The organism is Streptoverticillium reticulum (assembly GCF_047456005.1).
Lineage (GTDB): Bacteria > Actinomycetota > Actinomycetes > Streptomycetales > Streptomycetaceae > Streptomyces > Streptomyces reticulum.
Genome location: NZ_CP179755.1, coordinates 221,830 through 241,611, shown reverse-complemented (window position 1 = coordinate 241,611; position 19,782 = coordinate 221,830). Strand labels below are relative to the sequence as shown.

General features: G+C 71.4%; 26 protein-coding genes and 2 pseudogenes. 19 read left to right on the top strand and 9 right to left on the bottom strand.

The window, feature by feature from the left end:
• The first annotated feature begins 136 nt into the window (after positions 1 to 136).
• The 4 genes from ACMATS_RS01165 to ACMATS_RS01150 all read left to right on the top strand — a co-directional run bounded on the left by ACMATS_RS01165 (position 137) and on the right by ACMATS_RS01150 (position 2,457).
• The gene (locus ACMATS_RS01165) at positions 137 to 928 is read left to right on the top strand and encodes a phospholipase (RefSeq protein WP_414166510.1); all 792 of its coding nucleotides are present in this window, start codon (positions 137 to 139) and stop codon (positions 926 to 928) included.
• Between the two features lie 260 nt (positions 929 to 1,188).
• Complete coding sequence (locus ACMATS_RS01160; RefSeq protein ID WP_414166509.1) at positions 1,189 to 1,692, top strand: fluoride efflux transporter FluC; 504 nt, start codon at positions 1,189 to 1,191, stop codon at positions 1,690 to 1,692.
• Positions 1,689 to 2,063, top strand: coding sequence for a fluoride efflux transporter CrcB (gene crcB, locus ACMATS_RS01155; protein ID WP_414166508.1), 375 nt, complete (start codon positions 1,689 to 1,691; stop codon positions 2,061 to 2,063). Before ACMATS_RS01160 ends, crcB begins: the two co-directional genes overlap by 4 nt.
• 82 nt (positions 2,064 to 2,145) lie before the next feature.
• Entirely contained in the window at positions 2,146 to 2,457 is a 312-nt protein-coding gene (locus ACMATS_RS01150) for a DUF3759 domain-containing protein (protein ID WP_414166507.1), read from the top strand.
• Here ACMATS_RS01150 and ACMATS_RS01145 read toward each other — a convergent pair.
• The 3 genes from ACMATS_RS01145 to tdh form a co-directional block, all read right to left on the bottom strand.
• Positions 2,436 to 2,852: a PPOX class F420-dependent oxidoreductase gene (locus ACMATS_RS01145; protein ID WP_414166506.1), complete on the bottom strand. Its 417-nt coding sequence runs from the start codon at positions 2,850 to 2,852 to the stop codon at positions 2,436 to 2,438. The genes ACMATS_RS01150 and ACMATS_RS01145 overlap by 22 nt on opposite strands.
• 119 nt (positions 2,853 to 2,971) lie before the next feature.
• Positions 2,972 to 4,159 carry a glycine C-acetyltransferase gene (locus ACMATS_RS01140; RefSeq protein WP_414166505.1) on the bottom strand — a complete coding sequence of 396 codons (1,188 nt, stop codon included), beginning with the start codon at positions 4,157 to 4,159 and terminating at the stop codon, positions 2,972 to 2,974.
• A gap of 41 nt (positions 4,160 to 4,200) precedes the next feature.
• A complete protein-coding gene (tdh, locus tag ACMATS_RS01135) occupies positions 4,201 to 5,241 on the bottom strand; it encodes an L-threonine 3-dehydrogenase (RefSeq protein WP_414166504.1) in 1,041 nt (346 codons plus the stop codon).
• Between the two features lie 108 nt (positions 5,242 to 5,349).
• On the opposite strand from tdh, the gene ACMATS_RS01130 reads away from it, so the two are divergent.
• The gene (locus ACMATS_RS01130) at positions 5,350 to 6,264 is read left to right on the top strand and encodes a LysR family transcriptional regulator (protein ID WP_390780865.1); all 915 of its coding nucleotides are present in this window, start codon (positions 5,350 to 5,352) and stop codon (positions 6,262 to 6,264) included.
• Here the strand turns inward: ACMATS_RS01130 and ACMATS_RS01125 are convergent.
• A complete protein-coding gene (locus tag ACMATS_RS01125) occupies positions 6,254 to 6,940 on the bottom strand; it encodes a terpene synthase family protein (protein WP_414166503.1) in 687 nt (228 codons plus the stop codon). The two genes, ACMATS_RS01130 and ACMATS_RS01125, sit on opposite strands and share 11 nt — an antisense overlap.
• Positions 6,941 to 7,016: 76 nt before the next feature.
• Here ACMATS_RS01125 and ACMATS_RS01120 point away from each other — a divergent pair, with 76 nt between their 5' ends.
• The 4 genes and pseudogenes from ACMATS_RS01120 to ACMATS_RS01105 all read left to right on the top strand — a co-directional run bounded on the left by ACMATS_RS01120 (position 7,017) and on the right by ACMATS_RS01105 (position 9,719).
• Positions 7,017 to 7,925, top strand: coding sequence for a MerR family transcriptional regulator (locus ACMATS_RS01120; protein ID WP_414166502.1), 909 nt, complete (start codon positions 7,017 to 7,019; stop codon positions 7,923 to 7,925).
• A gap of 45 nt (positions 7,926 to 7,970) precedes the next feature.
• Positions 7,971 to 8,273 (top strand): annotated as a pseudogene (locus tag ACMATS_RS01115) (hypothetical protein); the annotation flags it as partial.
• Between the two features lie 167 nt (positions 8,274 to 8,440).
• Positions 8,441 to 9,307, top strand: a complete 867-nt coding sequence (locus ACMATS_RS01110) for a hypothetical protein (RefSeq protein ID WP_414166501.1) — start codon at positions 8,441 to 8,443, stop codon at positions 9,305 to 9,307.
• Positions 9,308 to 9,419: 112 nt separating this feature from the next.
• Positions 9,420 to 9,719: a hypothetical protein gene (locus tag ACMATS_RS01105; protein ID WP_390780869.1), complete on the top strand. Its 300-nt coding sequence runs from the start codon at positions 9,420 to 9,422 to the stop codon at positions 9,717 to 9,719.
• 96 nt (positions 9,720 to 9,815) lie between these two features.
• Here ACMATS_RS01105 and ACMATS_RS01100 read toward each other — a convergent pair whose 3' ends face one another.
• Positions 9,816 to 10,103 (bottom strand): transcriptional repressor, encoded by a 288-nt coding sequence (locus ACMATS_RS01100; protein WP_414166500.1) that lies wholly within the window; start codon positions 10,101 to 10,103, stop codon positions 9,816 to 9,818.
• A gap of 27 nt (positions 10,104 to 10,130) precedes the next feature.
• Here ACMATS_RS01100 and ACMATS_RS01095 point away from each other — a divergent pair, with 27 nt between their 5' ends.
• On the top strand, positions 10,131 to 10,487 hold the full coding sequence (locus ACMATS_RS01095; protein WP_414166499.1) for a hypothetical protein: 357 nt from the start codon (positions 10,131 to 10,133) through the stop codon (positions 10,485 to 10,487).
• 39 nt (positions 10,488 to 10,526) lie between these two features.
• On the top strand, positions 10,527 to 11,405 hold the full coding sequence (locus ACMATS_RS01090; protein ID WP_390780872.1) for an alpha/beta fold hydrolase: 879 nt from the start codon (positions 10,527 to 10,529) through the stop codon (positions 11,403 to 11,405).
• Here ACMATS_RS01090 and ACMATS_RS01085 read toward each other — a convergent pair.
• Both ACMATS_RS01085 and ACMATS_RS01080 read right to left on the bottom strand, forming a co-directional pair.
• Positions 11,374 to 11,874 (bottom strand): GNAT family N-acetyltransferase, encoded by a 501-nt coding sequence (locus ACMATS_RS01085; protein WP_414166498.1) that lies wholly within the window; start codon positions 11,872 to 11,874, stop codon positions 11,374 to 11,376. The two genes, ACMATS_RS01090 and ACMATS_RS01085, sit on opposite strands and share 32 nt — an antisense overlap.
• 50 nt (positions 11,875 to 11,924) lie before the next feature.
• Positions 11,925 to 12,503, bottom strand: a complete 579-nt coding sequence (locus ACMATS_RS01080; RefSeq protein ID WP_414166497.1) for a DUF2867 domain-containing protein — start codon at positions 12,501 to 12,503, stop codon at positions 11,925 to 11,927.
• Positions 12,504 to 12,647: 144 nt separating this feature from the next.
• On the opposite strand from ACMATS_RS01080, the gene ACMATS_RS01075 reads away from it, so the two are divergent.
• From ACMATS_RS01075 to ACMATS_RS01065, 3 genes are all read left to right on the top strand, one after another.
• The gene (locus ACMATS_RS01075) at positions 12,648 to 13,040 is read left to right on the top strand and encodes a tautomerase family protein (protein WP_414166496.1); all 393 of its coding nucleotides are present in this window, start codon (positions 12,648 to 12,650) and stop codon (positions 13,038 to 13,040) included.
• Between the two features lie 520 nt (positions 13,041 to 13,560).
• The gene (locus tag ACMATS_RS01070; protein ID WP_414166495.1) at positions 13,561 to 14,745 is read left to right on the top strand and encodes a D-alanyl-D-alanine carboxypeptidase family protein; all 1,185 of its coding nucleotides are present in this window, start codon (positions 13,561 to 13,563) and stop codon (positions 14,743 to 14,745) included.
• A gap of 177 nt (positions 14,746 to 14,922) precedes the next feature.
• On the top strand, positions 14,923 to 15,255 hold the full coding sequence (locus ACMATS_RS01065) for a histone-like nucleoid-structuring protein Lsr2 (RefSeq protein ID WP_390780877.1): 333 nt from the start codon (positions 14,923 to 14,925) through the stop codon (positions 15,253 to 15,255).
• 58 nt (positions 15,256 to 15,313) lie between these two features.
• On the opposite strand, the gene ACMATS_RS01060 is transcribed toward ACMATS_RS01065, so the two are convergent.
• A complete protein-coding gene (locus tag ACMATS_RS01060) occupies positions 15,314 to 16,216 on the bottom strand; it encodes a helix-turn-helix transcriptional regulator (RefSeq protein ID WP_414166494.1) in 903 nt (300 codons plus the stop codon).
• Between the two features lie 113 nt (positions 16,217 to 16,329).
• Between ACMATS_RS01060 and ACMATS_RS01055 the strand changes: the two genes are divergently transcribed.
• The gene (locus tag ACMATS_RS01055; protein ID WP_414166493.1) at positions 16,330 to 17,151 is read left to right on the top strand and encodes an NAD(P)H-dependent oxidoreductase; all 822 of its coding nucleotides are present in this window, start codon (positions 16,330 to 16,332) and stop codon (positions 17,149 to 17,151) included.
• Positions 17,152 to 17,177: 26 nt separating this feature from the next.
• Positions 17,178 to 18,065 carry a class I SAM-dependent methyltransferase gene (locus ACMATS_RS01050; protein ID WP_414166492.1) on the top strand — a complete coding sequence of 296 codons (888 nt, stop codon included), beginning with the start codon at positions 17,178 to 17,180 and terminating at the stop codon, positions 18,063 to 18,065.
• Here ACMATS_RS01050 and ACMATS_RS01045 read toward each other — a convergent pair.
• Positions 18,026 to 18,244: pseudogene (locus tag ACMATS_RS01045) on the bottom strand (hypothetical protein); the annotation flags it as partial. The gene ACMATS_RS01050 and the pseudogene ACMATS_RS01045 sit on opposite strands and share 40 nt — an antisense overlap.
• Positions 18,245 to 18,815: 571 nt before the next feature.
• Between ACMATS_RS01045 and ACMATS_RS01040 the strand changes: the two are divergent.
• Genes ACMATS_RS01040 through ACMATS_RS01030 form a run of 3 tightly spaced genes read left to right on the top strand, consistent with a single transcriptional unit; the run spans position 18,816 to position 19,762 of the window.
• Positions 18,816 to 19,088 carry a hypothetical protein gene (locus tag ACMATS_RS01040; protein WP_414166491.1) on the top strand — a complete coding sequence of 91 codons (273 nt, stop codon included), beginning with the start codon at positions 18,816 to 18,818 and terminating at the stop codon, positions 19,086 to 19,088.
• A gap of 50 nt (positions 19,089 to 19,138) precedes the next feature.
• Positions 19,139 to 19,351: a hypothetical protein gene (locus tag ACMATS_RS01035; RefSeq protein ID WP_414166490.1), complete on the top strand. Its 213-nt coding sequence runs from the start codon at positions 19,139 to 19,141 to the stop codon at positions 19,349 to 19,351.
• A gap of 57 nt (positions 19,352 to 19,408) precedes the next feature.
• Positions 19,409 to 19,762 carry a hypothetical protein gene (locus ACMATS_RS01030; RefSeq protein WP_391154986.1) on the top strand — a complete coding sequence of 118 codons (354 nt, stop codon included), beginning with the start codon at positions 19,409 to 19,411 and terminating at the stop codon, positions 19,760 to 19,762.
• Positions 19,763 to 19,782 lie beyond the last annotated feature (20 nt).

The window sequence follows — 19,782 nt, the reverse complement described above, 5'->3', positions numbered from 1 at the left end:
CGGTGGTCCGGAGCGTTCCGTTCCGGCGTTCCAGGAGGCCTCCATCTCCCCTGGTCAAGGCCCGCTTTCGCGTTTCCGTGTCCCGAAGTGACCGGACTCCGTGGCGCCCGGGGCGCATCCCCCCCCGCAGGCTCGGGTGGTCCGAGCGATCAGGACACCGACATGCATCGGTGTCACCACGATCGGTACGACCCCGGCGGCAGCAGCCGACCACCGTCAGGCGATCTACGCCATCGCGCACATGATCGACCGCATCGTCTCCCACGCCAAGGCGGGGCGTCGGCTGGGGCTGGTCCGGCTGGACATCAAGGACCCGAACTACTGCGGAGAAGCACCGAACCGCGGGTGCAGCGTCGCCGGACTGCGCGACAAGGCACAGAGGCTGACGGCCGCCGGGATCCAAGTGCTGTACGGCTTCTACGAGTACCACGGCGGCAACACCCCGGACGTCGGCGGCAGGGGCTGGCAGAGCCTGGAAGGCAAGCTCGGCGCACTGGAAGGCATCACGACGACCGGGTCCCGCGATCAAATCCAAAGCGCCTACAGCCGGTTCGGTTCCGGGCTCCTGGTCGGTCACCGGGCGATGGACTACGGCGACAGCGACATCGGCAAGGGGTTCGGCAACTGCACGGAAGCGAGCTACAACACGTGCGCGGAACTGAAGAAGGGCGCCAAGGACCGTGCCGCCGGCCGGCTCGCGGCCACGCTGTCCTGGACGACCACCTACAACGACCCGTGGTACGTCGACAAACTGCTGGGCGATGCGCGCGTGGACGGCATCATCGCGGGCTACGGGGCCTTCACCGGAGTGCGCGAGTACGACGACAACTGGAAGTGCGCCAACGCCATCAAGCTCGTCCGTGACTGGGTGAACCGCCACGGTTCCACCCACCGCATGGCCACCAGCGGCGACCGTCTGTTCAGGTAGCGACGGCCTCGGGCCGGGGCGGTACCGCCCTGTACCCATGGGCCCTCTCGGGACGTCGGCCGGGCTCCCGGCCGACGGACCACTTCCGAAGTGCGCTTGAAGTGCGCGGTATTCTTACTGCTGGTGACGTCCCTTGCAGGGGGTGTCGAACGGCGGTGGGGCCCGCCGTACCCGAACCGCAGCACCGCCGCCGCCAACGGTCCCTACTTGCGATCCGAGCGCACCCGTATCCGGGTGCCGGCGAGTAGGAGCAGTGCATCGTGACAGAGCCCCGAGCCGTCCGGGCCGTACAGGAGCCCGCTGATCCCGGCATCGAACAGGCGGGCCGGTTCCCCCGGCGACGGTCCTTCGGCCAGGGCCCGGTCATGGCCGTGGTCGCGCTGGGCGGCGCCATCGGATCCGCCGCCCGCTACGGCGCCTCCCTCGTCTGGCCGACCGCCCCCGGAGCCTTCCCGTGGACGACCCTGCTCGTGAACGCGACAGGATGCGCGGTGATCGGCGTGTTCATGGTCGTCATCACCGACGTGTGGGCGGCGCACCGCCTGGTGCGGCTGTTCATCGGTACCGGCATCCTGGGCGGCTTCACGACCTTCTCCACCTACGCGGTGGACGTCGCGCAGCTGGTCGGACACGGACGCACCGGACCGGCCTCGGCCTGCCTCGCAGCCACGCCGGTCTCCGCACTGGCGGGGGTATGGGCCGCCGCCGCTGCGACCCGCGGCCTGATCTCCGCCGGCCGCAGGACGAAGGAGCACGGATCGTGAGCTGGCTGCTGGTGATCATGGGAGCGGTCGTCGGCGCGCCCGCGCGGTATCTGACGGACCGGGCGGTGCAGAGGCGGCACGACACCGTTTTCCCCTGGGGCACCTTCACCGTCAACGTCATCGGCTGCCTGATCCTCGGCCTGGTCACCGGCGCGGTGGCGGCCGGGGCCGCGTCGTCGCACGTGCAACTGCTGCTCGGCACCGGCCTGTGCGGGGCGCTGACGACGTACTCGACGTTCTCCTGCGAAACGCTGCGGCTGGCCGAGGACGGGGCGCGGTTCTTCGCCGTCGCCAACGTGCTCGGCAGCGTCGTCGCCGGCCTCGGCGCAGTCTTCACCGGCACCGCTCTCGCCCACGCCCTGTGGAGCTGACCGGCCGGACCCCGGCACCGGGCCGTAACCCGTTTGCGTCACCCGGTGTGATGCCGCGACCGGGCGGGGCAACCCTGGACCCGTGGACTGGTATCCCGAGGACCCCGAAGGCGCCTACGACGCGGTCGTCAACGCCCCGCACCGGGCCAGGCTCAGCCACGAGCTGATGGCGGCGGCGGCCGCGTACGCGGCGATGAAGGCCTACGACCTGCACGTGGCGCGCAACGGCAAACCGGCCGACCGCGCCGCCGCCAGGGAGGTCCTCGCCGCACTGGCGGGAGCGTTCGTCGACCGGATGGTGCAGACGAAGGGCCTGGACCACATCGCCAGGACGCGGGTGAAGCTCCAGGCGCAGGAACGGGCGGAGACGGCCTACTTGGAGGAGTTCGAGTAGTCGCCGAACCGCAACTCGTAGTGCAGCGTCCGGTCCCGCTTGATGCGGTGCGTCAGCGGCACCAGCACCCCGTGGAGGAAGGGGTGTTTGCGGGCGAGGCACTTCGCGGCGTGCCGGTTCTCCGCGCTGCCCTGCTCGACGAGGCGTGCGCGCGCCGACAGGGGCGGCCCGGTCGGCGCACCGCGCATCGTGGACGGGCGGATCTCCACCTCGGGGTTGTTGCGCATGCGTTTGGCCTTCCACGCCGCCCCGAAGGTCCGGATGTAGGCGTGGTCGCCGTCGACGGCGATGTTGACCGGTGTGCCGACGGGCGTGCCGTCGCGCTTGTAGGTCGTCAGCAGGACGACGCGCTGCTTGACGAACGGAGCCAGATCAGGACGGGTCGGATTGGCCATGCAGCCATCCTGCCCGGGCGCAGGCGGCTGTCCAACCCCCGGGAACAACCCCCGGGAACGCGCCCGCCCGCCCCGGACGGATCCGGGGCGGGCGGGGCAGGCGGAGCGGATCAGGCTGTTCAGGCCGTGGCGCCGATGGCGTCGCGGACCTCGCGGAAGGCCGCGACCGTGCGCAGCACGTCCTCGCGGGAGTGCGCGGCGGACAGCTGGACGCGGATGCGGGCCTTGCCCTTGGGCACCACGGGGTAGGAGAAGGCGATCACGTAGATGCCCTTCTCCAGCAGCTCCGCGGCCATGCGGGCGGCCAGCGCGGCGTCACCGACCATCACGGGGGTGATCGGGTGCTCGCCGGGCAGCACCTCGAAGCCGGCCTCCGTCATCTCCTTGCGGAACAGCGCGGTGTTCTCCCGCAGCCGGATGCGCCGGTCGCCGGACTCGGCCAGCAGGTCGAGCACGCGCAGCGAGGCGCCGACGATCGACGGCGCGAGGGAGTTGGAGAACAGGTACGGGCGCGAGCGCTGGCGCAGCAGCTCCACGATCTCGGCGCGCGCGGCGACGTAGCCACCGCTGGCGCCGCCGAGGGCCTTGCCGAGGGTGCCGGTGATGATGTCGATCCGCTCGGTCACCCCGAACAGCTCCGGGGTGCCGCGGCCCTCCTCGCCGACGAAGCCGACGGCGTGCGAGTCGTCGACCATGACCAGGGCGCCGTAGCGCTCGGCCAGGTCGCAGATCTGGTCCAGGGGGGCGATGTAGCCGTCCATGGAGAAGACGCCGTCGGTGACGATCAGCTTGTGGCGGGCGCCGGAGGCCTCCTTCAGGCAGCGCTCCAGGTCGGCCATGTCGCGGTTGCGGTAGCGGAAGCGGGCCGCCTTCGACAGGCGGATGCCGTCGATGATGCTCGCGTGGTTGAGCTCGTCGGAGATCACCGCGTCCTCGGCGCCCAGCAGCGTCTCGAAGACGCCGCCGTTGGCGTCGAAGCAGGAGCTGTAGAGGATCGTGTCCTCCATGCTGAGGAACCGGGAGATCTTCTCCTCGAGCTCCTTGTGCGGCGCCTGGGTGCCGCAGATGAACCGGACGGAGGCCATGCCGAAGCCCCAGTCGTCCAGCGCCTGCTTGGCGGCCGCGATGACCTCGGGGTGGTCGGCGAGGTCGAGGTAGTTGTTGGCGCAGAAGTTCAGGACCTTGCCGTCGCCGACGCTGATGGCCGAGGACTGCGGGCTGGTGATCACGCGCTCGGACTTGTACAGGCCCGCGTCGCGGATGTCCTGCAGCTCCTTGCGCAGGTGCTCGCGCATGCCGTCGAACATGGGGGACTCCTCGTGTGGTCGTGCGTCAGGGGTGGGCGGCGTCAGGGGGCGGTCGGCCGGGTCCAGTCGATGACGACCTTCCCGCACTGGCCGGAGCGGGCCGTCGCGAACGCCTCGGCGTGCTGCTCGAAACCGAAGCGGTGGGTTATCACCGGCGAGATGTCGAGGCCGCTGCGCAACAGGACGGACATCGCGTACCAGGTCTCGAACATCTCGCGCCCGTAGATGCCGCGCAGGGTCAGCATGCGGGTGACGACCGTGGCCATGTCGATGCTCACATCGCCCGTGGGCAGGCCGAGGGCGGCGATGCGGCCGCCGGGCGACATGGTGGCGATCATGTCCTGCAGGGCGTCGGCGCGGCCGGACATCTCCATGCCGACGTCGAAGCCCTCGGTCATGCCGAGCTCCGGCATGACGTCCGCGATGCGCCGGCTGCTGACGTCGAGGGCGACGGTGGCGCCCATCTTCTGTGCCAGGGCGAGCCGGTAGGGGCTGACGTCGGTGATCACGGTGGAGCGGGCGCCCGCGTGGTCGGCGACGGCCGCGGCCATCATGCCGATGGGGCCGGCGCCGGTGATGAGGACGTCCTCGTTGAGCACGGGGAAGGACAGCGCGGTGTGCACGGCGTTGCCGAACGGGTCGAAGATCGCGGCGACGTCGATGTCGATCTCGTGCCGGTGGACCCAGACGTTCGACTCGGGCAGGACCACGTACTCGGCGAACGCGCCGTCGGTGTGCACGCCCAGGCCGACCGTGCGGATGCACAGGTGACGGCGGCCGGCCATGCAGTTGCGGCAGGTGCCGCAGACCAGATGGCCCTCGCCGCTGACGATGTCGCCGGCCTTGACCGCGTTCACGCCGGGGCCGGTCTCCACGACCTCGCCGGCGAACTCGTGGCCGACGACGAGGGGGGCGCGGACCACACGGGCCGCCCAGTCGTCCCAGCTGTCGATGTGCAGATCGGTACCGCAGATGCCGGTGCGCAGCACCTTGATCAGAACCTGCCCGGGACCCGCCTGCGGCGTCGGTACCTCGGTCAGTTCGAGACCCGGCCCAGCCGTGGTCTTCACCAATGCCCTCATGGAACATCACTTTGCGCCGTGCACCGCTGTGAAGTCCATCAACATTTTTCCACACCGCTTGTGAAGCAGGGCTTCATGAATGCCGTGGGCGGATGCGATAGTGAACGGGTGATCGACCCCCGCCGCCTGCGCGTCCTGCGCGCCCTCGCCGACCACGGCACCGTCACCGCGGCCGCGCACGCCCTCTACCTCTCGCCCTCGGCCGTCTCCCAGCAGCTGGCCGCCCTGGAGGCGGAGACCGGGCACGCCCTGCTGGAACGCCGGGGCCGCACCGTCCGCCTCACCGCCGCCGGCAGCGTCCTCGCCCGGCACGCCGACGAGATCTCCGCCCAGCTGGAGCGGGCCGAGGCCGACCTGGCCAAGTGCTCCACGGGCCTGGCGGGCGAAGTCACCATCGCCGCCTTCGCCACCTCCATCACCGAGGTCGTCGCCCCCGCCGTGGCCGCCCTGGGACGGCGGGCGCCCCACGTGCGGGTCCGCGTCAAGGACGCCGAGGGCCACGCCAGCGCCCGGCTGCTCGCCGACGGCGAGGCCGACATCGCCGTCGCCGTCGAGCACCGCGACTCCCTCGCCCCGGGCGGCCGCCAGCTGCTGTACGCGCCGCTGTACGAGGAGCCCTTCGACGCCGTGCTGCCGCCCGGCCACCGGCTGGCCGACAAGCCCGAGGTGGACCTCACGGACCTCCGCGACGACCCCTGGATCACCCCCTGGCCGGGCAACCCCGTCCACGAAGCCGTGCTGCGCGCCTGCGAGGAGGCCCGCTTCCAGCCAAGCGTCGAGTGCCTCTCCGACGACTTCTCCGCCGTCTGCGCCCTGGTCGCCGTCGGCGCCGGCGTCGCGCTCGTCCCGCGCTCGGCCCTGCACGGCATCCGCCCGGCCCTCACCCCCGCCGTCCGCCCCCTGCGCGGACCGGGGCCGACGCGCCGCGTCTTCACGGCGGTCCGCCGCGGCAGCGAAGGGCACCCCCTGCTGCAGATCGCCCTGGCCGAACTGCGCGACCGGGCGGCCGCGCTCACGGCCTGACCGGCGCCTGACCCTGAAAGGCGTATACCGCGGACGTGCCCAGCCCGCGGGGTTTCCCCAGGGCTCCGGCCGCTCCCCGGCCGAAGCGGCCGGTCAGCTCGTGCCACAGGTACGAGCCCGCCAGCGCCTCCTGCAGGGACTCGACGAACCGCACCGCCTCGGGCGGCACGGCCGCCGGGGCCCCGGCCAGCGTGTCGACCCCCGCGGTCAGCAGGGCATTGACGAGGGCACCGGCGTCACGCAGATTCAGCCCGAGGGCTTCGCGGGCAACCTCCACGCCGTTGTTGCTCACGGTGCCCTCTTCGGCCTCCCGGTCGTAGGACACGATGTCGTTGTGCAGGCTGATGGCGTCCACGAACGCGTCCACGGCGGTGCGGAACTCCCGGCTGCGAAGCAGCAGGAACAGATCGTCGACGAACCACAGGGCGACGTGCCAAGCCGTCACCAGCTCCAACTCGTCGGCATCGGCGTCCGGATGGGTCAAGACGATGAACAACGGGAAGTCGGCCTGATCGAACTTCTCCTCCCTCCACCTCCGCGGCCACTCCAGGTACTCCTCGTCGAACATGCCCATCTGCCGGGCCCACTCCTTGACATGGGTCCGGGCCTGGTCGACATGGGGGCTGAGACGGGACGGGAACGGCATGTGGAACTGCGGCTGTGCAAGGGATCCCATGACCGTGACCTGAGCGAGCCCCACTAGACTGGGAGGATCCCGCCGAGAGAGGCTTGACGCCGTGTCCCCTGACGCCATGTGGAGCATCGGAGAGCTCGCCGAGCACGCAGGCGTCACCGTCAAGACCGTCCGCTTCTACTCCGACCGCGGCCTGCTGCCCGAAGCGGCCCGCAGTGCCGGAGGCCACCGCCGCTACGGCCCCGAGGCACTCGACCGGCTGCGCATGATCCGCTCCCTGCGCACGCTCGACCTGCCCGTCCCCGATGTGGGCCGCGTCCTCGACAGCGAGGACGCCCTGGAGGACGCCATCGCCGGGCAGTTGCGCGAGCTCGGCTCCCAACTGGCCGCCCTGCGCTGGCGGGAGGCGGCCCTGCAGCTCCTGCAGGACTGCACCCCCGAGGAGCGCGCCGAACGGCTGCTCCTGGTCGGCGCCATGACCACCCCGCCCGACACGGCGCCCATGGCGCGCTTCTGGCGGTACTGGCTGCCCGCGCGGCTTCCGGCGCGGCTGGTCTCCGCCATCCTCGAACGCGCGGTTCCGGAACCTCTCACGGATCCGGAACCGGCCCACGTGCTGGCCTTCGCCCGCATGCACGCCCTCGTCACCGGCTCCTGCGAGGGCAACGGCCGTCCCCGGTCCGAAGCGCACCGGCCCGACGGCGACTACCGGCCGGCCGTGCTCTACGAAGGCCTCATCGAGGCGTTCGCCCTGGCATCGCCGGACCTGCAGGCCGGCCGGCCGCCCAGCGAGGGCGACGCGCTCGACGCCTTCGTCGACGCCCACGCCCGCGCCTGCGGCGCACGCGACACCCCCGCCTTCCGGCACCGGCTCGGCATCATGCTCGCCGCGGAGCCCCGCATCGACCGGTACTGGCAGCTCAAGGCCGAACTCTCCAGCCCATCCTCGGAACCGACTCCCGGCGCCGCCCACGACTGGCTCCACGCTGCCCTGGACGCTCAGCTTGCCTGCCGCGTCGCCGCCTGAACGGGCAGTCAATCCATTTGCATCTGCACCGATTCGTGGCAGAACATGGCCCGCATGTTCGCACGCAAGAAGATGAACCCGCCGCAGAACCCCGAGATAGCCGAGGCCCTGGAGCTGGTCGCCGCCGGCGACGTCCCCGGTGCGCTGCGGCTGGTTCGCGGCCGTGAAGAGGAGCTGCCGATCGGTGAACTGGCCGCACTGCTGTCCCGGGCCGCGGCCGCCACGGGGTTCGAGGACCTGGAGAAGGCGGCCTGCCGGGCCGCTGCCGACCCCGAACAGCCGCAGGCCCTCTACGAGTACGGGTACGCCTGCATCGAACGCGGCCTGCCGGACGCCGCCGTGCCCGCCCTGCGGCGCGCGCTGGAGCTCGTCCCCGAATCGGGCGCGGTCCTGCGCGAGTTGGTCGCCGCGTACGAGGAGACCGGCCTCACGACAGGGCCGCCGCGGTCCTCGAGACCCGCGAGGGGGAGCTCGGCGACTGGCCCGACCGCTACCTGCTCGCCTGGAACGCGGCCATGGCCGGCCGCCTCGATCTGGCCCGGCACCAGACGGGCCTGCTGTCCGCACCCGACGACGAACGCTGGCATCCCGCACACGGACGCCTGCAGCGCATCGTCCGGCGCGCTGAGGCCCTGCGTGCCGCCTCCGCGCCGGCGCCCACCCCCCTCCTCGGCGAACAGGACCTGCGCGGCTGGCAGTTCGTCATCGCCGGAACGGTCCTGGGCACCCTGTCCCCGTACGGCTTCGACGCGGGGATGAACGGGCGCTGGGCCTGGCTCCAGGACTCGCCCGAACTGTGCCGCCAGGGACTGCTGCGCCTGCGCACCGCGCTGTCCGCCGCGGACCTGCACCCCACCACGGTCTCGCTCCTGCCCGACCGCTCCAGCCGCATCCTCGGCCTGGCGGCGGCCGAGCTGCTGGGCCTGCCCGCCGTGCCGTTCGAGCCCGCCCGCACCGACACGGTCGTGGTCGCCTACGACCTGTCCGAGGCCGACCCCGAGCTGTTGACCGCCCTGCACGAGCGCACCGCCGGGCAGGTGCTGCACGAGCACGCCTCCTGCTGGACGGACACCCCGCCGGTGACGCCGGACAGCGCGGCGCTGCTCGTCCAGAGCGTGGTGGCACCGTGGGGTTCCCATCTGCAGATGGGGGCGAACGGCGAGGTGGAGCATGCGGCGGAGGACTCCCGGCCGGCCGAGGAGATCGCGGCCGAGATCGTCCGGGCAGCCGATGCCGCCGAGGACGACGACGAGAACGAGGCTCCCGAGGACCGCGACGCGGCCTTCGCCGCCTTCGTCCGCGCATCGGCCGCCCACTGGCTCCAGGGCGACCGCACGCGGGTGCCGTCCAGCGGCCCCGTGCCCGGCTCGCGGTTCATGTGACGCGACGGCGGGTGCGGCGCCGGGCCCGTCCGGCCCGCGTGGCCGCACCCGCACTCCTGGGGTCACACTGGAACCACGGGCCACGCCCCAGGAAGGTCAGGAAGGTTTCGTCATGCTGACCAGTGATCACACCTCTCACGAGAACCACACTCACCAGCACGGCAGCGGATGCGGCCACGTCGCCGTCCCGCACGACGGCCACACCGACTACGTGCACGACGGGCACCTGCACCGCCCCCACGAGGACCACACCGACGAGTGCGAGCCTGCGGCCCACACCGTCCACCAGGATCACGACCACCGGCACGAGCCCGGCTGCGGTCACGTCGCCGTGCCGCACGGCGACCACGTGGACTACGTCCACGGCGGTCACCGGCACGCCCTGCACGAGGGGCACTGGGACGACCACTGATCCCGCCCGTCCCGCTCACGGGGTCCGGCAGTCCGGGCGCCCACTTCCCCACCGACTCCGCAGGGACGGGCACACTCAGCCCGCACTTGGTGCAGATCAGGTAGTGGCGGTGGTCGGGGCCGGCACGGTGGCGGAAGAGCCGCTCGCCGTTGGCGTCGCGGACGACGTCCGCACGGCTGGCCCGGCCAGCGCGCTCAACGTGCGGTAAACCGTGGAGAGGCCGACGGGCGAACCGTCCGCCACCAGCCGTTTGTGCAGGGCCTGCACGCTGATGAAACTTTCCGCCACGAGGAGGGCGCCGAGCACGACGGCACGCTGCTGCGTGGACCGTCCGATCAGTGCCACGCCCGGCGGGGGAGAGCGGTGCGGTCTGTTGCCGTCCACGAGTGCCCGGTAAGGGCGGTCGGTCAAGTGGATCGCGGCCCCGGCGAGGGCGGCCAGCAGGCCGAGCAGCAGCAGGGAGCCGACCACCTGGGCGGCCCCGGCCACGGCGAGGAAGCCGAGGCCGAGCAGCCGCACCGGAACGCCGCGCGCCGCGGCCCGGCCTCGTCGACGGTGGCGAACAGCAGCGGACGCGCCATCGCCGGCATCGCCGCGCACACGCAGACAGCCAGCACCGCGGCCGTGGCCGCCCGGCCGGCGGAGATGCCGAAGACCGACCCGAACAGGACGCTGACGCCCGCCGTGCCGTTGGCCGTGCTGCGGGACGTGGTGTACAGGGTGACGAAGAATTTGGCGGGAGTGCAACCGTCCGGGCCGCGGACGTAGGTTGGGCCGATCACGGGCGACACGACTCAGGAGGCGCCGATGCTCCGCAGCGCACCGGTGGACGGATTCCGCCTCGGCTACGACCGGTGGGGGCCGGGGTCCGGCGACACCGTCGTGCTGCTGCACGGCTGGCCGGGCGACCGGACCGACTACCGCGGTGTCGTCCCGCTGCTGGCCGGGACGTGCGACGTCGTCGTCCCGGACCTCCGGGGATTCGGCGACTCCGACCGGCACGCCGCCCACCGCCCGGACCTGTACGACGCCGCGGCCCAGGCCCGCAGCGTGGTCGGACTCGTCGACGAACTGGGCCTGGCGCGGCCCGTCCTGGCCGGGTACGACATCGGCAGCCGCATCGCACAGGCCGTGGCGCGCGCGCACCCGGAGCGCGTGCGCGCCCTGGTGGTCTCACCGCCGCTGCCCGGGATCGGCGACCGCATCCTCGACCCGCAGGCACAGCGGGAGTTCTGGTACCAGCCGTTCCATCAACTCGCGCTGGCCGAGCAGCTCCTCGACGGCCGGCCGGCGGCGCTGCGCGACTACCTGCGCCACTTCTGGTCGCACTGGTCCGGCCCGTCGTTCACCCCCGACGAGGGCGCCCTGGACCACCTCGTCGCCGCCTACGGATCTCCCGGCGCGTTCACGGCCTCCATCGCGTGGTACAGGGCGGGCGCCGGGGCGGTGGCCCTGTCCCTGGCCGAGACACCGCCTGCCCGCACGGACCGCATCGCCGTCCCGACGACCGTCCTGTGGCCGGAACACGACCCGCTGTTCCGGCGGGCGTGGTCGGACCGGCTCGGGGACTTCTTCCACGACGTCACACTCGAACACGTCGACGGCGTCGGCCACTTCGTACCGGTGGAGGCCCCGGACCGCTTCGCGACGGCGATCAGCCGGGCCGTTGCGGCGACCGGTGCGTGACGTCGGGGACGCGGAATCGCCCGAAGCCCATGATGCAGAGCCTCTCGGCCGGATCCAGCGGGTGCGGGACGACCTTGCCGGTCGCCTCGAACCCCAGCCTCCGGTAGAAGGTCAGCGCACGCTCGTTGCTCTCGTGGACGCCCAGGGTCAGCCACGACGCATCGGTGTTGTCGCGGGCGAAGCGGACGGCCGCGTCCACGAGACGGCCGGCGGGTCCGGTGTGTCCGCGATGCGCCGGGGAGACGTAGACCGCATGGACGTGCACGTGGTCGGGAACTTCGGTCAGAGGCTCGGTACTTGCCATCCCCACCCATGCCCCGGCCGCATCGCAGGCGACGAACGTCGCGCACGCCTCCGAGCCGGCCTCGCGCGCCGCCCGTTCCCGCCAGACGGCATCGGGGAACGCGGCGGCGTCGGCATGGGACGAGCCGAAGGCCATGGGGGAATCCAGCAGCGCCTCGAGTCTCATCCCGCGAAGCTCCTGCCATTCCCCGGCGGTCATCCGGCGCACGCGATACGTCATGACGCGGACTGCAGCTGCCAGTCGTGCGCGATCGTCTTCATCAGCGAGGGGTAGACGATCAGATACCGGAACGGCTTGACGGCCGCCATATAGGCGACGCCGGCCAGCCCGTTGGGCTTCACCAGGACGGCCATCTGGCCACGGTAACCGCCTGCCCCGTCGGGAACCCAGCCGATGTGCAGCACTGCGTGCACGGTCTTGTTGGCCAGCTCGGCCGCCCACTCGTCGTGCCGCAGGAAGACCGACGTGAACAGGCGGAAGTCGGGCCCGCGGGGGCCTTCGCGCAGCTCCGCCGGCAGCCGGTCCCGCAGGGTCGCCACCCGGGAGCCGATGCCGGACCCGGGTTCGTCCCACCCGAACAGCGCCCCGAGCTTCCAACGGACCGAGAGGAGAAGGCGCGAGAGACGGGACGAGGTGTCCGGCCCGTCGTCGTTCGCGAACTGCTGCACCAGCCGCTCGAGGTCGTCCGGACCGCCGGGTGTCGGCAGTGCCCACACGTCCTCGACGCGGAAGTCGCGGGCGATCTCATGGATCAGCCAGGGACGGGAGGTGTGCGCGGTTCTGGGGAGTCTCATGAGCGGGCCCCTTCGTCTCTGCGATGCCGTACGCACCACATCCTAGGCCTTCTTGCTGTACCTACTAGTATGTACGATCATGGTCGTGAGTGTGGGGGAGCGGCTCGGCCCTCCCCTGCGTGTACGTGAAAGAGGAGTACAGGCATGCCATTTGTCCGCATTGACGCACTGGGAGCCGACCGGGATCGGCTGGAGGCGCTCGGCCGCGCCGTGCACGACGCCATGGTGGAGACGATCGGCATCCCCGTCGACGACCGGTTCCAGGTGCTGGTCGGGCACGACGGTGTCAACAGCACGCTGCGCTACGAGGATTACCTCGGCATCCACCGCGACGAAGGCGTCGTGTTCGTCGCGATCACCATGCGCTCGGGCCGGACGCCCGAGCAGAAGCAGGCGCTCTACCGGCGCATCGCCGAGCTCGCCCACGCCTACGCGGGCACCGAGCCGCGGAACGTGCTCGTCACCCTGACCGAGAACGAGACGATCGACTGGTCGTTCGGCAACGGGGTGGCCCAGTACGCCGTTTCCCCCGCGTAGACCCGCCCGCCGGGCGGGAAGTCGCACACCGGCCGGCGCGCGGCGCACGGGGCCCTGTCCTCGTGCGGGCCCGCGCCGGCCTTCGCGCATGACCAGGTGCACGACAAAGCAAAGGAATATCCGCCACTGCCGCCCATTAGCCTGACCGGTCAAAATGACGAGTCATTGCCGGTGATGTGAGCGTTCCGTGACAAGATCGAAGGCGGTCGGCACCGGCTCCGGCGTGTATTCCTTCGGCGGGGGAATCGCCCCGCAATTGCTGGAACCGCCGGGCCTGCCATGGCGCTCTGTCCTTCCGAATGTTGGTGATCTCAGGGAGGAACGGCGTCTTGCACACCTTTGGAGCGCGTACGGAGGCAGAGCGGTGACCACCCCCGAATCGACTGGGCGTCAGAGACATGTGCCCGAGGATGCAGCACCGCCTCAGGAACCGCTCACCCTCCTGGCCGAACCGGCGAATACGCCGCCGCCTCCGCCGGCCGCATTCCGGTCGGCCCGGCGCCGGCCGAAGATCTGGGCGGTGTCGGCGCTTCTGCTCCTGCTCGTCGCATTGGCGGTACAGGTCCTGCGCCCACTGCCCGCCCCGACGCTGTCGCTTTCCGCGGATGCGACGTACACCTTCGAGGGCGGCGCACCGTCGCTGCCCTGGCCCGCGGAAGGGCAGGGCTGGATGGACGTCGCCGGCCTGGGCGCCATGGACCGGTTCGGTGAGCAGAATCCCGTGCCGATCGGCTCCGTGGCCAAGGCCATGACCGCATACGTCATCCTCCGGGAACACCCGCTGCAGCCCGGCGAGGACGGCCCGTCCGTCACCGTCGACGCAAAGGCCGAGAAAGAGGGGGGCTATGACGCGGCCGGAGAGTCGACGCTGAACACGGTGAAGGAGAACGACAGGCTCTCGCTGAAGGACGCCCTGTCGGCTCTCATGATTCCGTCGGCGAACAACATCGCCCGTCTGCTGGCGCGCTGGGACTCGGAATCCGAGGAGGCATTCGCCGCCAAGATGAACGCCGCGGCCAAGAAGCTCGGAATGAACCACACCACCTACACCGACCCTTCCGGGCTGAAGGAGACCACGGTCAGCACCGCCGAGGACCAGGTGAAGCTGGGCGACGAGCTCGTGAAAATCAAGGCGTTGACGGACATCACGAAGCTGCCCCAGTGGAAGGACCCCTCCGGAAAGACCTGGCGGAATTTCAACGGCCTCGTGCCCTTCGACAATGCGATCGGCATCAAGACCGGGTCGACCACCAAGGCAGGCGGCAATCTGCTGTTCGCCGCCACCAGGAAGACGGGCGAGCGGACGGTGACCGTCGTGGGCGCCGTCCTGGGTCAGCACAAGGCGCCGGTCATCGACACCGTCAACGCGGTCAGCAAGACGGCGATGGTCGCGGCTCAGAAGGCCCTGCAGGAGCGGCCCATGATGGACAAGGGAACCGTCGTGGGCCACGTCGACGACGGACTCGGCGGGCGGACACCGGTCGTCACGTCCGAGCCCGTGTCCGTCGTCGGCTGGACCGGCCTCACCGCGAAGCTGAAACTCGGCGACGGCGGCACGACGATTTCGCACACGGCCGCAGCCGGAAAGAAGGTCGGAGTGCTGAGCATCGGCGACGGCACCGGCAGTGCGATCGAGGTTCCCGTCGAGCTTCAACGGGACCTCAAGGAGCCGGGAACGGGGGCCAGGCTGACGCGCCTGGGCTGAACACCCGGGCCCGGCACGGGGAGCCGGGCCCGTTCGCACCGGAAGGATGACCGCGGGCCGCCGGAAGGATGATGTGGTTCTTCCGTGGGTACCGTGCTGGCCGGAGAGACACGGCTTCCGCTCCCAGCGGCAATGCCGGGTACCGTCAACCAGTCCCCAGTTTCCGGGAGTTCAGCCATGGTGCAAAAGGTGCAGGTTCTGCTGATCGACGACCTCGACGGCGGCGAGGCACACGAAACGGTGACGTTCGCGATGGACGGCAAGAGCTACGAGATCGACCTGAGCGAGGCGAACGCACAGAAACTACGGGAATCCCTCGCGGAGTTCATGAAGGCGGGCCGGAAGACCGGCGGCCGGCCGGGCGGACGGGGAAAGCTCCGCACCGCCACGGTCGGCAACCCCGACACCGCCAAGATTCGTGCGTGGGCCAAGGAGCACGGCTACAGCCTGAACGACCGGGGACGGGTTCCCGCCGAGATCCGCGAGGCCTACGGCAGGGCCAACGTGTGAACCACCGGCCGTGGCCCCCGGCCCGCGGGCCGGGCACCCGCGCCAAGGGATCGGGGTCTCAGGGCGTCAGGACAGTGCTCAGCCGGGCGAGAGCAGCGGCCTCCGGACCGCTCTCCTCGGCACTGAACACGTGCACGACCAGGCCCGTCTCGCCGGGCGCGGCCGGCACGTGCAGGGTCTCGTAGTCCAGGGTCAGCAGCCCGGCCACCGGATGCTGCAGTCGCTTGTGTCCCGCCCCGCACGTCACGACCTCGCCACTGGCCCAGATCCGCCGGAACTCGGCGCTGTGCGCGGACAGTTCGGTCACGAGTCCGGTCAGCTCCGCGTCGCCCGGATAGCACCCCGCCGAGACCCGCAGCGTGCCCGCGGCCTCTGCGGCCCTCGCCTCCCACTCCGGGTGGACGGCCCGGGAGGCCGGGTCGAGGAAGAGGAACCTGGCCTGGTTGCGGTCGCGGCGGGCCGGATCGGCCAGGCCCCCGAGCAGCTCGGAGCCGAGGCCGTTCCAGGCGACCACGTCGAGGCGGTGGTTCGTCGCGAAGGCCGGGAAGCGGTCCATGCCGTCCAGCATCCGCTGCAGCAGGGGGCTGACCCGGGCCGTGGGCGCGGGGCAGCGCCGGTTCCCGGCCAGGGTGGCGAGATGCCGCCGCTCCGCCGCGTCGAGGCCGAGCGCCGTGGCGAGCGCGTCGAGCACCTCGGGGGAGGGCTGCGTGGCCCGGCCCTGTTCGAGGCGCACGTAGTAGTCCACGCTGATCCCCGCGAGCTGCGACAACTCCTCGCGGCGCAGCCCGCGCACCCGTCTGCGACGCCCGCCGTCGATGCCGACGTGCTCCGGCGCGACGCGCCCCCGGCGGGCGCGCAGGAAGCTGCCGAGCGCCCGCCGGTCGTCGCCGATCCCGTCGACGCGGTCGCTCCTGCCCCTGTCGCTGCCACTGGTCGTGATGCGGTCGTCTGCGCCCTTCATGCGCTCAAGTATGAGTCGTCGAAGACGGGTGGTCCTCGCAGTACCAGGATCACGGATCCGCCGGTCGAACAGAGTGCTGGCTGCCCGCCCGCGCCCGGGGGAGCGTTGGCGGCATGAACGAAGCCGTACCGCAGACACCGCAGCAGACGTCGCAGCAGACATCGCAGCAGCAGAACAAGAAGATCCTCGTCGTCAGCGCCCACCCCGAACCCCGCTCGCTCAACGCCGCCCTGACCGCCTTCGCGGTCGGGCACCTGCGCGCGGCGGGGCACGAGGTACAGGTGTCCGACCTCTACGCCATGAAGTGGAAGCCCGCGGTGGACGCCGACGACTTCCCCGGCCACGCCCCGGACCGGCGCCTGGCGGTCATGGCCGCCTCCGAACACGCCACGCTGGCCGGGCGGCTGTCGCCGGACATCGCGGCCGAGCAGGAGAAGGTGCGCTGGTCGGACGCGGTGATCCTGCAGTTCCCGCTGTGGTGGTTCTCGGTGCCCGCGATCCTGAAGGGCTGGATCGACCGGGTGTTCACGGCCGGATTCGGCTACGGCCCGTCGGTCCCCCCTCCCTACAGCGAGGGCGCGCTGGCCGGCCGGCGCGCGCTGGTGTCGGTGACCGCCGGCGCCCGGGAGACGGCGTTCTCCGACCGCGGCATCCACGGGCGGCTGGCGGACGTCCTCCATCCCGTGCAGCACGGCCTGTTCTGGTTCACCGGCATGGCACCGCTCGAACCGTTCGCGGTGTTCGGCTCGAACCAGCTGCCGGACGAGCGCTTCGCGGCGGCGAAGCAGGAGTACGCCCGACGGCTCGACGGGCTCTTCACGGACGAGCCGGTCGCGTTCCGCTCGCTCGTCGACGACTACGACCACGACATGCGGCTGCTCCCGGGAACGGAGGCACCGGGGACGAACGGACTGGACCTCCACGTGCGCCCGTGAGCCGAGGCCCCTCGTAGCATCGGAACATGAAGGCCCAAGCGAGTCGCACAGCACAGCATGTGGCCCTGTTCCGGGCACTGGAGTCGGTACGCCGCGGACCGAGCCTGTTCACCGACCCTTACGCGGCAGCATCGTTGGGCCCGGGATACCGGCTGGTGGCCGAGCCGGCCCGACTGCCCCGGGCAGGAGCCGCGGTCGAGCACTGGATCGACGAGCGCTGGCCGGCCGGGCCCCGCGCGTCCGCGGTGGTGCGCACGAGGCTGATCGACGACCTGGTCACGGACGCCCTCGACGGGGGCGCGGGCCAGGTCGTCCTGCTGGGGGCGGGATACGACAGCCGTGCGTTCCGCCTTCCCGCCGCCCGCTCGGCCGCGGTCTTCGAAGTCGACCACCCGGCAACGCAGAAGGCCAAACGCCGTCTCGTCGCCCGCCGCATTCCGGCCGCCCGACGGCGCCATGTCCGGTTCGTCCCGATCGACTTGACGCACGGCGGCCTGGACACGGCGCTGCAGCAGGCAGGCCTGAAGCCCGAGCGCACGGTGGTCGTGTGGGAAGGCGTGACGAACCACCTCGACGCCGATTCCGTCCACGCCACGCTCACCGCACTCGCCTCCGTGGTGGCGGCGGGCAGCCGGATCGTCTTCACGTACATGGACCGGAGGGCCCTGGACGGGAGTGGCACCTTCGCGGGCGTCGCCGAGTGGGCGGGCGCCGTGCGGGCGGCCGGGGAACCGTTCACCTTCGGCTTCGTCCCCGACGAACTCCCTGGCTACCTCGCCGAACGGGGACTGGACCTGCTCCTGGACCGCTCCGCACAGGACGCGGCCGCCCAGTACCTGCACCCGCTGGGGCGGTACGAACCGGCCGCGCCCTTCTACCGCATCGTTCGGGCGGCGGTGCGGTCGCGGACGTAGGGCCGCGTCATGATCTCCGTGTTGTGGCCGTCGGGGTCGGTGAAGTACGCACCGCGGCCGCCGAAGAGGCGGTTGATCCGGCCGGGCTCGGAGTGGCGGGGGTCGGCGTAGTAGGTGACCCCGACCGCCTCCAAACGGGCGATCATGAGGTCGAACCGCTCCTCCGGCACGAGGAACGCGCAAGGACACGGAGAAGGGGCGGGGCTCTGGCCCGCCTCGCGCTCACGCCGAGGCCGGGAGCCCCACTCGATCGTCCGCAGGACCGTCCGCGGGCGCGACGGGACCGAGGTGTTTCGGGGGCATCAAGGATGAGTCAAGCGACGGGGCTTGTGCGGTGTCGTGACGCTAGGCTCGAACGCATGAGGCACCTCGTTCGGCTCGTTCGGTGAGGCCTCTTGACGGCTACGCCGTGTATGTCCTGGCGCCTGTGTGCGCCCCGGCCGGGAGGAGGCGAGAGACGTGGACGGCAGCAGTTGCAGTAGTCCGGGCCATAGTCGGCCCCGTACCCGTGCGTCCTTGCTGACTTCCGGTACGCGGTAACGACCTTCCCTGCGCGCCTTTTTGCGCTGTCGTCGGCACCCCGAATTCCGGATTCGGTATTCGGAATGCCGACTTCCCCGGGATGCGTCGTGCCCCGGTGCCGGCAGACGGCCCCGCGACACCCCTGGGCGGCGGTTGCCACCTCATCCTCTCCCGCCGCCCGGGGGCCAGGACCCCTCACCGAACTCGTCGACAAGGAGGGCTCACCCCGTGCGCCTCCTCAACTGCCCCACCGCCACCGGCCCGTGCGTGACCCTGACCCTGACCCTGCACGACGGCGCCGAGCGCCTGTACCTGCTCGACGAACCGGACGGCCGCCCGGCGACGGCAGGAGCCCGGCACGCGGTCTACGACCCGTACGTGCACCTCGCCTACCTCCTCGCCCGCCAGGGCCACGACGCCCGCTGGCTCGCCCGGTTCACCGATCTGCCGCTGGCCGCAACGCACCACATCGCCGACGCGGCCGCCCTGTCCCGCGCCTGACCGACTGCGCATGCCCGCACCAGGCATGCCGCCTCACGGAGGTGACCTTCATGTCCGCACTGACCGTCTTCCACATCCGCCACGCGCAGCCGCACATCGCCCCGGCCGTGCGTGCCGTGCTCCGCAAGGCCGTAGGGCGCGTCGCAACCGGCGCCGTCCACAACCCGGTTCTGCAGGTTCTGGGCGCTCCCGTCCACGCCCGCACGGCGGTCGGCCACACGACGCCGAGGCGCCGCCGCGCCCACCGGCGTTCGGAGCCGTGACGACGACCGTCACGTGCACGGCCCGGCCGACCCGAACGATCAGCCCAGGAAGTACCCATGAAACTTCTCTACCGCCCGCTGCGCCGGCGCCCCAGGACCCCGACGCGCCCCGCGCCGACGCACTGCACGCTCCAGGCCGTGTGCGACCCTCGCGTCGAGGGCAAGGTGCGGGCGCTGTGTGTCCTCGCGTTCGCGGGGACCGATGTCCGTGTGACGAGCCTGCACACCATCGAGCCGGACGACAGTGACAGCGCCTACGTGCTCGTCCAGGTCACGCTGGCCGCGGACGACCGCGCAACCGCCGCGCTGGAACGGCTGGTCGTCCAACTGGCCCGCGAACCGCGGATACGCGACCTGCAGTGGCACCTGCACTCCGGGCACACCGCCCTGGCAGCCCCCTTGCCCTCCTGAGGCGGATGACCGCATGGACG